The sequence below is a fragment of the Gemmatimonadota bacterium genome (genome assembly GCA_026705765.1).
Lineage (GTDB): Bacteria > Latescibacterota > UBA2968 > UBA2968 > UBA2968 > VXRD01.
The window spans coordinates 12337-26196 of record JAPPAB010000011.1 but is presented as its reverse complement, the minus strand read 5'-3'; the positions used below and the strand labels follow the sequence as shown (position 1 = coordinate 26196).

Annotated in this window: 12 protein-coding genes; 8 read left to right on the top strand and 4 right to left on the bottom strand. The window is 54.5% G+C overall.

All coding sequences use genetic code 11. The annotated features are described in order from the left end of the window. Nucleotides 1-45 precede the first annotated feature (45 nt). Both OXH16_01470 and OXH16_01465 read right to left on the bottom strand, forming a co-directional pair. On the bottom strand, nucleotides 46-1566 hold the full coding sequence (locus OXH16_01470; protein ID MCY3680036.1) for a sigma-54 dependent transcriptional regulator: 1521 nt from the start codon (nucleotides 1564-1566) through the stop codon (nucleotides 46-48). A gap of 2 nt (nucleotides 1567-1568) precedes the next feature. Next, entirely contained in the window at nucleotides 1569-5429 is a 3861-nt protein-coding gene (locus tag OXH16_01465; GenBank protein ID MCY3680035.1) for a tetratricopeptide repeat protein, read from the bottom strand. A gap of 163 nt (nucleotides 5430-5592) precedes the next feature. Between OXH16_01465 and ispE the strand changes: the two genes are divergently transcribed. From ispE to rplI, 7 genes are all read left to right on the top strand, one after another. Continuing rightward, a complete protein-coding gene (ispE, locus tag OXH16_01460; GenBank protein MCY3680034.1) occupies nucleotides 5593-6444 on the top strand; it encodes a 4-(cytidine 5'-diphospho)-2-C-methyl-D-erythritol kinase in 852 nt (283 codons plus the stop codon). A 45-nt stretch (nucleotides 6445-6489) separates the two neighbouring features. Further along, complete coding sequence (locus OXH16_01455; protein ID MCY3680033.1) at nucleotides 6490-7185, top strand: 50S ribosomal protein L25; 696 nt, start codon at nucleotides 6490-6492, stop codon at nucleotides 7183-7185. Further along, complete coding sequence (gene pth / locus OXH16_01450; GenBank protein ID MCY3680032.1) at nucleotides 7175-7732, top strand: aminoacyl-tRNA hydrolase; 558 nt, start codon at nucleotides 7175-7177, stop codon at nucleotides 7730-7732. The genes OXH16_01455 and pth overlap by 11 nt, the downstream gene beginning before the upstream one ends. A 16-nt stretch (nucleotides 7733-7748) precedes the next feature. After that, complete coding sequence (locus OXH16_01445; GenBank protein ID MCY3680031.1) at nucleotides 7749-9743, top strand: sodium-translocating pyrophosphatase; 1995 nt, start codon at nucleotides 7749-7751, stop codon at nucleotides 9741-9743. 70 nt (nucleotides 9744-9813) lie between these two features. Then, on the top strand, nucleotides 9814-10155 hold the full coding sequence (gene rpsF / locus OXH16_01440; protein ID MCY3680030.1) for a 30S ribosomal protein S6: 342 nt from the start codon (nucleotides 9814-9816) through the stop codon (nucleotides 10153-10155). After that, a complete protein-coding gene (rpsR, locus tag OXH16_01435; protein MCY3680029.1) occupies nucleotides 10148-10399 on the top strand; it encodes a 30S ribosomal protein S18 in 252 nt (83 codons plus the stop codon). Before rpsF ends, rpsR begins: the two co-directional genes overlap by 8 nt. Before the next feature lie 14 nt (nucleotides 10400-10413). Beyond that, complete coding sequence (rplI, locus tag OXH16_01430) at nucleotides 10414-10857, top strand: 50S ribosomal protein L9 (GenBank protein ID MCY3680028.1); 444 nt, start codon at nucleotides 10414-10416, stop codon at nucleotides 10855-10857. 104 nt (nucleotides 10858-10961) lie between these two features. Here the strand turns inward: rplI and OXH16_01425 are convergent, their stop codons facing one another. After that, entirely contained in the window at nucleotides 10962-11903 is a 942-nt protein-coding gene (locus tag OXH16_01425) for a formylglycine-generating enzyme family protein (protein MCY3680027.1), read from the bottom strand. Nucleotides 11904-12207: 304 nt separating this feature from the next. Here OXH16_01425 and OXH16_01420 point away from each other — a divergent pair, with 304 nt between their 5' ends. Further along, a complete protein-coding gene (locus tag OXH16_01420; protein ID MCY3680026.1) occupies nucleotides 12208-12813 on the top strand; it encodes a DUF151 domain-containing protein in 606 nt (201 codons plus the stop codon). 53 nt (nucleotides 12814-12866) lie between these two features. Here the strand turns inward: OXH16_01420 and OXH16_01415 are convergent, their stop codons facing one another. After that, nucleotides 12867-13724, bottom strand: coding sequence for a dockerin type I domain-containing protein (locus OXH16_01415; protein MCY3680025.1), 858 nt, complete (start codon nucleotides 13722-13724; stop codon nucleotides 12867-12869). Nucleotides 13725-13860 lie beyond the last annotated feature (136 nt).

Genomic DNA, 13860 nt, shown 5'->3' with positions numbered 1-13860 from the left:
TTTGACGGTTAGACCCACGACCCTGTTGGATGGTTCCGAGAAATTCTACAAATCGTATTGATCGATCTTCCGATACAACGTGCGCACGGCCATGCCGAGTAGTTTTGCCGTGCGTTCGCGGTGGCCTCCGGTTACGCGCAGGGCATTGGCGATGGCTTCGCGTTCGAGTTCTCGCAAGGGGCGTATGTCTTCTTCGGTAGCAGGTGCAGGTTTTAAACCTGCACCTGCGTCGGTTTCTCTGATTTCCGTGTCTTCTATGGGTGTGTCATAGATGGGGAGTACGGGTGTTGGTGTATTTTGTACAGGCGTTTGCATGCTTTGCATGATATAGGCTTTGAGTTCTTTGACGTCTTTGGCGACTTCGAGTATGGCCCAGTAGAGCAGGTCGCGATCGGATTCTGCAGGTGTTTTGCCCGCGAGGACGGGCAGGTAAGAGGGTTCTGCCACCGGGGATGTGTCGAGGAACTGCGCGAGGTCCGCGGCGGTTATGTGTCGGGTTTTGGATAGGACCATGAGGCGTTCGATGAGGTTGATGAGTTCTCGGACATTGCCCGGCCAGTGGTATTGCTGGAGTGCGTTCATCGCGTCGGGTGCGAATTCTATGGGGGGCATGCTCAGTTCGTCGCTTTGTTTTTGGATGATGTTTTGCGCGATGAGGGGGATGTCCTGGGGATGGGCGCGCAGGGGGGGCATTTCGATTTCTATGACGCGAAGGCGCTGGTAGAGGTCTTGCCGAAATTTGCCTTCGGCAACGGCTTGTTGCAGGTTGCGATTGGTGGCGGCTATGACGCGGACGTCAACAGCTATTGGGGCGGTGCTGCCCAGGCGGGTGACTTCTCTGGCGTCGAGGACGCGCAATAAGCGCACCTGTGCAGAGAGGGACATTTCGCCGATTTCATCGAGGAAGACGGTGCCGCGGTTGGCGGCTTCAAAGATGCCGGATCGCTGTGTGCGCGCGTCGGTAAATGCGCCTTTTTCGTGGCCGAAGAGTTCGCTTTCGAGGAGGGTTTCGGGGATTGCGCCGCAGTTGATGATGAGAAATGGTTGGTCGCTGCGCGCGCTTTGCCGGTGGATGGCTTCGGCGATGAGGTTTTTCCCCGAGCCGCTTTCTCCGGTGATGAGTACGCTGACGGGGGTGGGCGCGATTTGTGCGATGCTTTCCCGGATTTGTTGCATGGTGTCTGAGCGGCCCAGGATGGCGGTGTCGGGCGGGGTGCGTTTTTGCGTCAGGGCGTCCTGCAATTCTACGGGGATGAGTGGATAGGAGAGCAGGACATCGGGATCTAAGGTTGTTTGGAGTTGCGTGCCGCCTTGTGTGGTGATGACGAAGATGGGGATTTTTTCAGGTCGGTCGGATAATATGTCGGCCAGTTGCACTTCGGGCAATGTGGTTTCGTCCAGGATGAGGAGGTCAAACGGGTTTTCTGAGAGGAGTTTTCTGGCGGGTCTCACGCTGTTGGTGACGAGGGTTTGCCAGCCGAGTTCTTCGAGTGCAGCGCGCAGGTCCCGGCCCAGTTCGGTGGGCTGTTCGACGATGATGAGGGCTTCTTTTTGGTCGGTGGGCATGGTTATTGTCGTTGTGCTTTTATTTGTTGAATGAGCTTTTCCGCGCCAATGCCGTACATGCTGGCCACGCCGTGGCTGCGTTTGATGGCTTCGAGTTCTTGTAAGGCTTGTTCAATATTGTTTTGTGCCGCATAGCATTCTGCGACTTTCATTTGTGCGGATACGATCCACATGACCCCCGCGTTCTGGTTGTAGCGCATGATCAAAAATTCTCGGAGTGCGTTGGCATAGTCGGCCATTTCAAAATAGTTTTCTGCAATGGCGTATTGGATGTTGGCTTTTTCGTTTTCTTCGGTCACGAGTTTGAGCAGGGGCCGAAGTTCTGCAATGGCTTGTTCGTGGGCGCCTTTGTTGGGGAGATATATGGTGCCGATGTCGATGCGGGCGTCCAGGGCGAGGCGGTCCTGGGGAAATTCTCGGATGAGTTGGCGCGCAAAGTTGATGGCGAGGTCATAGGCGTTGAGGTTGCTGTAATTTTTTGCGAGTTTGTGGAGGATGCCGGGTTTTTCGGATTTGGCGACGCCTTTTTCAATGGCGTTGCGATATGCGCGTGCAGAGAGGTTGTATTCTTCGTTGCGTTCCCAAAATGCGGCGAGTTCGAGGTTGGCATCTACCCAGTGCGGGCTGTCGGGATAATTTTTTATGAAGGTGGTGAGTGCGTTGAGATAGGGGTCGTTGTTGCCGTCTTTGTCGGGTCCTTCGTCGCGATAGGCGCGGATGATGTAATAGCGCGCGTCGGCTTCTGCTTCGGTTCTGGCGTATTTTTTGGCGATGTCTTGAAAGATTTGTCGCGCTTTTTTGGGGTTTTTGACGGCGAGTTGATATCTGCCTTTTTCGACTTCGAAGCGGGCGATCCATTCGGTTGCCGTTTTATAGGTTTTTTTGAATTGGCCCGCGGCTTTGTTGGCTTCGCCAACGCGCCGGAGGCGGTAGAGGCTCAGGACTTCGCGGGCGGCCATGGTTTCGTTGCGCGCAGGTTCTGGTACGCGCTGGTACGCGGCGATGGCCTGGGCGTATTTTTCCGTTTGATAGAGGAGGTCGCCTACAGCCTGATCCGCCTGTGTGCCGAGCGGGCTGTTGGGGTATTTTTTGGAGAATTCGCGGAAGGCGGTGAGGGCTTCTGATGTGCGGTTGAGATATGATAGGTGTTCGGCGCGCGTGTAGGCGATGCTGTCGGCGTCGGGTGCTTGTGGATATTTTCGGAGGTACATGTTATAAGTTGTGACGGCTTTGTCGCGCTGGTTGTTTTGCGCATAGGATTCGGCGAGGCGGCGCAATAGTTGAGGGGTGGTGTTGTGGGTGATCAGGCTTTCGTCTATTTCTATGGCGCGTTGATAGTTGCCCAGGCGATGGTGGCTTTCCGCCAACAGGTCGCGGGCAGACCGCTGGAGTGCGAGCGAGGGAGATGCGGATAGGAGTTCGGAGAATGCTTCGGCGGCGCTGGCGTAAAATTCCCGGTCGAGGAGTATGCGTCCCAGTTGAAATTGCGCGTGGGATGTCAGGTCGCTCTGGGGGTAGTTGAAGAGGAAGTTTTTCAGGGTTTCTTCGGCGCGCGCGTGTTGTTGTTGCTGTGCCTGACACAGGCCGATGCCATAGGTGGCTTTTTCACTGTGTGTGGGATTGTCGGATTTTTTCTGTACCTGGAGGTACAGGCTCAGGGCGCTGTCGATGTGGGTGTTGGAAAAGTGGGCGTCGGCGATTCGCAGGAGGAGGTCGGGGCTGTTGGCGTGTGTTTTGCTATAGGCGCGATAGGCGCTCAGACGCGTTTGCGCGCGGAGGGTGTCGGGTTGTATGTGGGCTGTTTCTGTGTGTATGACGGTGAGTGCGGCGTCTTTTGTGTGGTCGTTGTCGGGGAATTTTTGGATGAGTATTTTGAGTGTTGTGAGGCCCCTGTCTTGCCATTGGTCTGGGGATTTGTTTTCGAGGGTGGCTCTGCGGGCCTGTTTTAGATAGCTGTTGCCGAGGAGATAATAGGCTTCAGGTACCCAGGGGGGCGCGTTGTTGAATGTTTCGTCGGATGTGTCGGCCGATGGGGGTGTGTCGGCGACTGTGTCGTCGTTAGCCGACGCGGGCAGGTCCTCCTGTGCCCGCCCGTCAGCCAATGCGAGGATGGCTTCGGCTGCGCGTGCGGCTTCGGCTGCAAGGGCGAGTGTGTCGTCAGGTGTGGTTGCGGGCGTGTTTTCAGGGGTTTCGTTTGATGGTTCGACGAGTATGTGTTCATAAGCCGAGGGGGGTATTCCCTGGATTGTCAAGGCGGTTTCGAGGTGGGTGATTGCGCGGTTGTAGTGTTTTTGGTTGTAGAAGGTTTTGCCGAGTTTTAATTGCGTGTGTGCATCGTCGGCGATGCCGGGCAGGTTGGCGAGGAGTTCGATATAGGTGCGGTCTCGGTCGGTCTCGGTGCCGTATTCGGTGAGGAGTTGGATGCGCGTTTCCGCTGTTTCAGCGCGTGCGGCGTCGCCGTGATTTTTGATGTAGGTGCGGTATTCTCGCAGTGCGAGTGCGGGTTCTCCGGTTTTTTCAAATACGCGGGCAAGGCCGTATTGACCTTCAGAGGCGTAGTGCGCGCTTGCGCTGTCGATCAGGGTGCGGTAATTTTCGGCTGCGAGGTCGTGCCAGTGCAGGTCTTCGCAGATTTGCGCGATGAGGAGTCGCGCTCTGGCTTTTTCGCCGGGGGATTGTATGCGCGTGAGGTATGTTTGATAGGCGGATAATGCCTTTTGATGCGTTCCAAGCGCGCGCCAGATGTTTCCGATGTCGCCATAGGCCTGGATACTGATGTCTGTGTCTGGATATTTTTCCTGAAGATTTTTAAAGGCGTCCAGGGCATTGCGATAGTTTTTCAGGTCTGCAAATGCGCGCCCATAACCTATGAGGGCATGGGCGTGGAAGGGGCTTTTGGGGTAGGTTCTTAGAAATGCGGCGTAGCGCTGTCGTGCACTTTCGCTTTTGCCGAGTTTGCGTTTTGCATTTGCACTTCCCAACAGGGCTTGTTGGCGACGGGTGTTGTTCGGTATTGTTGCGAGGGCGTTGTTATAGGTTTTTTCAGCGCTTGCCCAGTCGTTTTTGCGGGCGTGCCACGCGCCTGTGATGAGGTGCGAGTTCTGGGCGGCGGGTGTCGTGGGATATCTGGCGCGCAGGTTTGCAAAGATGCGCTCTGCTTCGGGCAAGTTGTCGCGCGATAGGGCGATGTTGCCCATTTCGAGGAGGGCGTCGGGTTTGTGTTTTGCAGGACCGGGACGTTCGGAGAGGGTGCGAAATTGCGCGAGGGCTTCTTCGGTGCGCGATTCTTCGAGGAGGACGCGGCCCAGGTTGAAGGTGGCTTCGTTGATCAGGGATGATTTGGGATATTGTTCGACGAGTTGACGATAAGCCGCGCCCGCTTCTGATAAGGCGCCGCCTTTGTGGTAGTTTTCGCCGGCTGATAAGAGGTCCTGGGGCGCGTTTGTCGAGGCGGGATAGGCCGCGTGTACCTCGCGATAGGCTCCGCCAGCTCGGGTGTGTTCTCCGAGTTGGCGGAGGGCATTGGCGCGTGTGCGCATTGCAGTGGCTACTTCGATGTGGGTGGCGTAGCGGTCGATGAATTGTTGAAGGGCTTCGAGTGCGAGGTCGTATTGTTCGGCTCTGGCATATGCCTGCCCAACGCGCAGCATGGCATCGGGCAGTCGCTTGCTGGTGGGGAAGTTGATGATGAATTGCTTGTATTCTCGCGCGGCGTCGGCATAGAGGCCATCTTTGAAGATCCGCGTGGCGAGTTCGTAATGGGCGTTTTCATCCTGGGTCCCCTGCGCGCAGAGGTGGGATGAGATGAGGAGGATGCAAAATGCAGTGGCGATACCGCGGGTTAATATGTTCATAAAGATCATGTAGAAATTCCGCATGGTATTGTAGGGGACGGCCCCCATATAGAGGCATTACGGGGCAGGCTCCCGTGTGTCATCGCGGCATGCAGTTGAGCCGCGATCCAGAAGGTTCTTTATTTTTTGAATGTATTATATTTTACCAAAAGCGTCAATGGGAGATAGTGTTTTGGAGATTGTCGAATACGCTTATGCAAAGCTCAACCTGGGGCTGAAGATTCTCGGGCAGCGCAGCGATGGGTTTCACGATATTTTGTCGGTTTTTCAGACTGTGGATCTGTGCGATCGCCTCGTTTTTGAGCCAGCGGAAGAGGGGCAGATTATTTTGTCGTGCGACGATGCGGATTTGCCCACGGGTCCAGAAAATCTGGTGTATAAGGCGGTTCTGGCGTTTCGGTCTTATACGGGGATGGATCGCGGGGTGGCGATTGCGATAGAGAAGCGGATTCCGATGGCGGCGGGTTTGGGTGGGGGAAGTTCAGATGCAGCGGCTGTGTTGCGGGTTTTGAATCGGGTGTGGGATGCGGGTCTTTCAGGTGACGAATTGCGCGAGATCGGCGCGTCTATAGGGTCCGATGTGCCGTTTTTTGTGCGGCAAAAGGGTACGGCAGTGGTTTCGGGGCGGGGGGAGCATTTGCGGTATGTGCCGTGGTCTGCAGATGTGGCGTATGTGCTGGTTTGCCCGGGGTTCCAGGTGCATACGGGCTGGGCGTTTGCAAATTATAAAAAGACCTTGACAGAGCATGGTGAATATGATAGTTTCCTTAATTCTGTAAAAAATTTGCCCGTTTCGGGTTTTTTTGAGCGTATTGAGAATGATTTTTTGCCTCTTATTGTTCAATCGCATCCAGAAACGCGCGATATTTTGTCGCGGTTGACAGATGCCGGCGCAATCGTTGCGTCGATGTCTGGTAGTGGTTCCACGCTTTACGGTGTTTTTGAGTCGCGAGATGTTGCCGAGGCTGTTTGGGCACGGTTCAGGTCCGATCAGTTTCGGGCGTTTTTGTGTTGTCCGGTTTGAGAATTAAAAATTAAGAATTAGGAAGCGGGAATAGGAGAAATAATAATGTCCGATCAAGTTTCTCTCACTGTAGATGTTCGCACGGCTTCGGGAAAGAAGGTCGCCAAAAAGTTGCGCTTTCGCGGTCAATTGCCCGCAGTTGTTTATGGCGAAGGTGTCGCGTCTGTTGCCTGTTCCGTGGATCAGCGCACGTTGACCGATTTGTTGAGGTCGCACGGTCGCAATGCCATTATTTCGCTGAGCGCGGGCGATACGAGCCAGAGTACGATTATTAAGGATATTCAGTATCATCCCGTGCGCGATGAGATTTTGCATGTGGATTTTCACCGCATTGATCTGGCGCGCAAAATTGTGGTTGAGGTGCCTATTCACGCTATGGGATCGGCCGTTGGCGTGCGGATAGGCGAGGGGATTCTGGAACAGATGTTGCACGATCTCGAGGTCGAGTGCCTGCCCACAGAGATTCCCGATCATATTGAAATTGATGTGTCGGATCTGGATATCGGGGATTCGCTGCACGTTTCGGATATTGTCGTGCAGAGCGATGATTTTTCTATTGTGACGGATAGTGACCGCACGGTGTTTGCGGTGGCTGCGCCCACGCTTGTCATCGAAGAAGAGGAAGAGGACGTGGAGGACGAAGCGTTGGTGGATGTGGAAGGGGAAGAAGAAATGCAGGAGCCTGAGGTTATTGAGCGCGGCAGAAGGCGCGACGATGACGAAGAAGGCGATGAGTCGTAGTGTAAAGGCGATTGTGGGGTTGGGCAATCCGGGCGCGCGCTATGCACAGACGCGCCACAATGTGGGGTTTTGGGTTGTTGATGCGCTGGGCAAAGATGCACCCTGGCATGCGTTTGAATTTTGTACGTGGTGCAGGTTTTCAGATGATTTGTTGCTGGTCAAGCCGCTGACGTATATGAATAAGAGCGGTTTGGGTGTGGCAGAGGTTGCGCGGTGTTTTGAGGTTGCACGGGCAGATGTTCTGGTGGTGGTTGACGATGTGCATATCAATTTGGGGCGGTTGCGCTTTCGGCGCGCGGGCAGTCACGGTGGGCACAATGGTTTGCGGTCTGTTGAGTGCGCGCTGGGGTCTGCAGATTTTCCGCGGTTGCGCATCGGTATTGGGCAACCCGCCGGGTTGGATGATATGATTGATTACGTGTTGGGTGAGTTTATATCCGATGATCGAGATGTGATTGCAGATGCGGTTGGGCAAGCGGTTGACGGCGCGCTGTGCTGGGCAAGCGAAGGTATTGAACGGGCGATGAATCGGTATAATGCGCGTTGATGTATTGGAGATTTATATGATTTTGGCACCTGTGCTGGGCGTGGTTGGGCTGATTTGCGCTGGTTTGATTTATCTCTATGTTGCCAGGCAATCAGAGGGTACGGAGCTGATGCGAGAGATCGCAGCGGATATCCAGGATGGGGCCGTGACTTTTTTGAAGCGCGAATACAGTGTGCTCGCTGTTTTTATTGTGCTGGTGTTTGCGCTGGTGTACTGGGGTATTAATCGGGAGACGGCCATCTCTTTTTTGGGCGGCGCGCTTTGTTCGCTTGGCGCGGGTTTTATCGGGATGAAGGCGGCGACCAAGGCAAATGTGCGGACGGCTTATGCCGCGAGTCAAAGCGGGCGGGATAAGGCGTTGAATGTCGCGTTTTCCGGCGGGGCAGTGATGGGGTTGGCCGTGGCGAGTCTGGGGCTTTTTGGCGTGGGCTTGCTTTTTTATTTTTACGGCAAACCCGATCAGGCGGCGATGATTAATGGTTTTGCTATGGGTGCGAGTTCTATTGCGCTCTTTGCCCGGGTTGGGGGGGGTATTTATACCAAGACGGCAGATGTGGGGGCGGCTCTGGTGGGCAAGGTGGAGGCCGGGATACCGGAGGACGATCCGAGAAATCCGGCTGTTATTGCCGATCACGTGGGCGATAATGTGGGCGATGTAGCGGGGATGGGCGCAGATATTTTTGAGTCTTATGTGGGGTCTATTATTGCGACGATTGCGATTGCGGCAACGGCTGGTGGCGCGGCGTTGACTGTGTTGGGGGGCGATTCGGGAGCGGTGCGGATCGCGGCGATGCAATATCCGCTTGTCGTGGTTATGATCGGTTTGTTGGCGTCGATGATCGGCGTGGGGTCCATTCGCATTTTGCAGTCTTTAAATCCGGATGCCGCACTGCGCTACGCTACGTATATTTCCGCTGTTTTGATGCTTGTTGGGGCTTTTTTTGCCGCTGAATATCTCGGTTTGGCTCGCGGGGTGTTTTGGGCGATTCTCTTTGGTTGTCTGGTTGGGATTGCCATTGCGCTGATGACGGAGTACTATACGGGCGGGGCACCTGTAAGGCGTATTGCCCATTCTTCGGAGACGGGGTCGGCGACCAATATGATCGCGGGGCTGGCAGTGGGGATGGAGAGTACGACGTTGCCGATTTTGGGGATTTGTGTCGCGATTGCAGGGTCGTTTCACTTTGCGGGTTTATACGGTATTGGCATTGCCGCTGTGGGTATGTTATCGACTGTGGGTGTTACGATGGCTGTGGATGCTTATGGTCCGATTGCGGATAATGCGGGCGGTATTTCCGAGATGGCCAATTTGGGTCCCGAGACGCGCGAGATTACCGATGAGTTGGATTCGCTGGGGAATACGACGGCGGCGATTGGCAAGGGGTTTGCGATTGGCTCTGCTGCGCTGACTGCGCTGGCGCTGTTTTCCGCGTATTCGGCGGCTGTGGGGATCGAGTCTATTAATTTGACCAAACCCCTGGTTGTGATTGGTCTGTTTTTGGGCGGTGGCGTGCCTTTTTGCGTGGCGGCACTGACGATGACGAGTGTGGGCAATGCGGCGTTTAAGATGGTCGAAGAGGTGCGTCGGCAGTTCCGCGAGATTCCCGGGCTGATGGAGGGGACGGGCAAGCCGGATACGCGCCGCTGTGTGGATATCAGTTCTGTGGCGGCTTTGCGCGAGATGGTGGTGCCCGGTCTGGTGGCTGTGCTGACGCCGGTGCTGGTTGGCTTTTTTCTGGGTGCAGAGGCGCTGGGTGGTATGCTGGCGGGTGCGACGGTGTCGGGTGTGTTGCTGGCGCTGATGATGGCGAATAGCGGGGGTGCGCTGGATAATGCGAAGAAGTTGATCGAGGAGGGCAATTTGGGCGGTAAAGGGTCCGAGGCTCACAAGGCAGCCGTGGTTGGCGATACGGTTGGCGATCCGTTAAAAGATACGTCTGGTCCCGCGTTGAATATTTTGATTAAGTTGATGTCGGTGGTTTCACTGATGCTGGCGCCTTTGCTGGCGTGACTGCTGACGCTTTTTTCCAACCCCGTTCAGAACACATGATTCTGAACCACACGTCCATGGGGGATAGTTTATGTCACGAGATTACGAGATGGCTTTGATTGTCGATTCGCAGGAGAATGCGGATGAGACGGTCGAACACTATGCGTCGCTGCTCGCCGATCAGGGCGCTACGGTGGTCAATATCGACCGCTGGGGCGTGCGCAGGCTCGCTTATGAGATTCAAAAGCGGCAGCAGGGCGACTATACGTTTTTTTATTTTCAAGCCGATCCGGGCGCGATTGCAGATGTTGAGCGGGCGTGCCGTTTGGATGAGGCTGTTTTGCGGCATCTGATTCTTCAGACTGAGATTCCTCCTCAAGAGGAAGAGGAGGACGCTGAAGAGGTTCCAGTAGAGGAGGACGACGATGAATAGAGGACGAATAAAGGGTTGCCATATTTGCGATGGTCATTCAAGGGCCTGTCGATTTGAAGAACACCGTTTGGATGTTCACTATAAGAATGATCGTTTGTTGCGCCGGTTTGTGACTGAGCGCGGGAAAATTGTCCCGCGGCGTATGACGGGTACCTGTGCAAAGGGTCAGCGCGCATTGGTGCGCGCGATTAAGCACGCCCGCTTCCTCGCGCTTATGCCTTATGTGAATGATTCGATTCGGTAGATTGGAAATACACTATGAAAATTATTCTTACAGCAGATGTGGATGCGCTGGGCAATGCTGGCGATGTGGTTGAGGTGAAGGATGGGTACGCGCGAAATTTTTTGCTGCCGCGCTCGGTGGCGTTGATTGCAAATGAGCGCAATATGGCGGTGTACGAGAAGGTGCGCCAACAACGCGAGGCCCAACAGGTTCGCGAAACGCGCGATGCCGAGTCTCTGGCAGAGGCTCTGAAAGAGGTTTCGTGCAATGTGGCGGTCAGGGCAGGCGAAGAGGATCGCATTTTTGGGTCGGTGACTGCACAGCAAATTGCAGATGCGCTCAGTGACCTGGGGTTTGATATTGATCGCCGAGATATAGAACTCGAAGAGCCGATTCGCGCTCTGGGCGTCTATGATGTGCCCATTCGGCTTTATGCAGGGATTGTGGTGTCTGTGAAGGTGTGGGTTGTTAGAGAATGAAGTGTGAAGTAGGAAGTGTGAAAAAAACGGAAGACATTCTCGCGTCTTCCGTTTTTTTTGTCTATTCGCTGATTCGTCTATTCGCTGATTCGTCTATTCGCGCCTCACCTCGCACACCGAAACCCCAAATTCCCGGTGGAACTGTCCGGGGTGTTTGCGCTGCGTGCTGCCACGCGGTATCGGTTGCAGTAGGAGTCGTGGCAAAGGTAGGAGCCGCCGCGCATGCTTTTCGCCTGTCCGATGTGGGGTCCCGTGGGGTTTTTTGCGTCGCTTTTGAGGTGGAAGGTGGGGCTGAACCAGTCGCTGCACCATTCCCAGACGTTGCCCGAGATGTTGTAGATGCCGTAGTTGTTGGGGGGGAAGGAGGTGACGGGTGCGGTGCCGATGTACCCGTCTGCGCGGGTGTTTTGTTCGGGGAATGTGCCCTGCCAGATGTTGCACATGTGTTTGCCGTTGGGTTCGAGGTCGTCTCCCCAGGGATAGCGCATGCTGTTTAAGCCGCCCCGTGCGGCAAATTCCCATTCGGCTTCTGTGGGCAGGCGTTTGCCGGCCCAGTTGCAATAGGCAACGGCGTCGTTCCACGAGATGTGGATCGCGGGGTGGTTCCAGCGGTTGTTGATGTTTGTGCCGGGTCCTTCGGGGCGGTGCCAGCAGGCGCCGTCAACAGCAAACCACCAGGGGGTATCGACGACGGTTTGCGAGATGTGCGAGGCCGTGCTGGGGGGGACAAAGAGGTGGAAGACAAAGGACCAGCCAAAGCGTTCGGCTTCGGTTTTGTACGCGGTTGCGCGGACGAATTTGGCAAAGTCGGTGTTGGTGACGGCGCACAAGTCGAGGTAAAAGGGATCGACTGTGACTTCGCGCACGGGTCCTTCGCCGTCTTCTGCAAAGCCTTCGGTGCTGTCTGTGCCCATGAGAAAGGTGCCGCCCGATAGGCGGACCATGTTTTTGAGGGTTGTATCACTTCTGCGCCTGTTTTTTTGTTTGCGCGTTTTTCTTTTTTTGGATGAGGCAGGTCTGCTCGCACCGCAGCAGGGGGAGGACATAGGGATTCTCCTGAGGTTATGGGTTGCGTGAATGCTTCTTTAAAATGATACAATGCGACGCGCAGGCTGTCAAGAGAAGGGAGAAGTAGGGAACGGGGTACAACTGGTCGTTTCTCAGACCAGTTCACGGTGAAGGGTGGCTATGGTTTTGTTTGTGGTTTTGATTTTCATCCTGTTCATCCTTCCATCCTGTACATCCTGATTCCGCTTGCTTTTTGTCTTTGTATCCTTCTATATTGTTTTAGCCTTTTATCCGTGTTTATCTGTGTTCATCTGTGGTTGCTTTACCGGAAGGAACTCTCGCATGACAGAAATGGAAGTGATTGCCGTGCAGCTCGAACCCAATAGCAGTCATCCGCTGGTCTGGTTAAAGGATAAGGACCAGACGGTTTTTTTGCCGATTGCGATTGGCAATTTTGAGGCGGTTGCGATTTCTCTGGTGCTTCACGATGAGCCGCCGCCGCGTCCCATTGCGTACGATTTGTTGTGTGCGATTATGGAGGGGTTCGATGTACGCGTTGAGCAGGTGGTGGTCAGTGCGCTGAGGGACGAGACGTTTTTTGCCGAGATTACAATTGTGCGCGATGGGGAGTCGATTGTTATTGATTCGCGCCCGAGCGATGCGCTGGCACTGGCGCTGCGCGTCGATGCCCCGGTTTTTGTGGCGGATCAGGTGATTGCAGAGGCGGGGCTGTCGGTTGAGGCGCAAGATGTGCCCATGGAAGACGGTGAGAATATTGCGGCTTTTGTGAGGTCTGCCACAGAGGATGAACCCGCCGAAGAGGGGGTGACGCAACAGGTGGATGCGCTCAAGGCGCGTTTGCAAGAGGCGGTCGCGCTGGAAGAGTACGAAGAAGCCGCCAGGCTGCGCGACGAGATCGGCAGGCTTGAACACAGTATTGAGAAGTGATTGCGTTATAATAATATTGTGCGGGACGGTCTCTGTGCCGTCCCGTGCGTTTTCTATTCACAATTCGGGCCAGCGGCGTCTGCAATGCCCTGTAGCCATGTCTGAATACCAGATGGCGCACACAGGCCCCTGTTGTTCCCAAAGGAAAAAGTCATCAGGTTTGTCAGTCTGGTCAGGCTCTGGGGAAGCTCACCACTTAACTGATTAATGTTTAAAATCACGACTTCGAGATTGGAGAGGTTGCCCAGTGTTGCTGGAAGCGCACCGCTTAACTGATTGCTGACAAGCCACATGACTTCGAGATTGGAGAGGTTGCCCAGTGTTGCTGGAATTTCGCCACTTAGCTGATTGAAGCTAAGATTCAGGTTCTCCAGGTTGTTCAAGTTGCCCAATGCCGTGGGAATCGCACCGTTTAACTGATTACCTGTAAGATTCAAGTTCTCCAGGTTGTTCAAGTTGCCCAATGCCGCGGGAATCGTCCCCATCAGATTATTCAGACTGAGATCCAGGCCCGTAACCTTCCCGTTGGAAACGCTGACGCCATGCCATGTGGAGATGTCGTTGTTACTGAGCCAATTGGTTTTAGTCGTCCAATTGGTTCCACCCGTTGCATTATAAAGTGCCACCAGTACATCGCGCGCGTTCTGGGGCGTGACTGGAAATGTTTTGCCCCAATTGGCAAGGAAGAGCGCGTAGTCCGTTGAGTTGATGATCCCATCACTGTTCAAATCGAACTTCGCATCCCAATTTGGGTCATCTGTTTGCTCCCCCCAATGAGACAAAAACAGCGCATAGTCTGATGAATTGACGATCCCATCGTCGTTAAAGTCGGGATCTGTATGAGAATTAGCAGAGACTGGACCCGCGAAAAAGAGTCCAATGAGTCCGACAATTGTTAAGTTCTTATACATATAATATATCCTCACTTTGTTTTGCGCCTTGCCCGATGACCGCTCTCAGGCAAATTGCGATTAGAGGTCGCGTGTTGTTTGTCCAATACGCGCCCTTTCTCCATTTAGACGCCATTGTATCTATAGATACTATTTA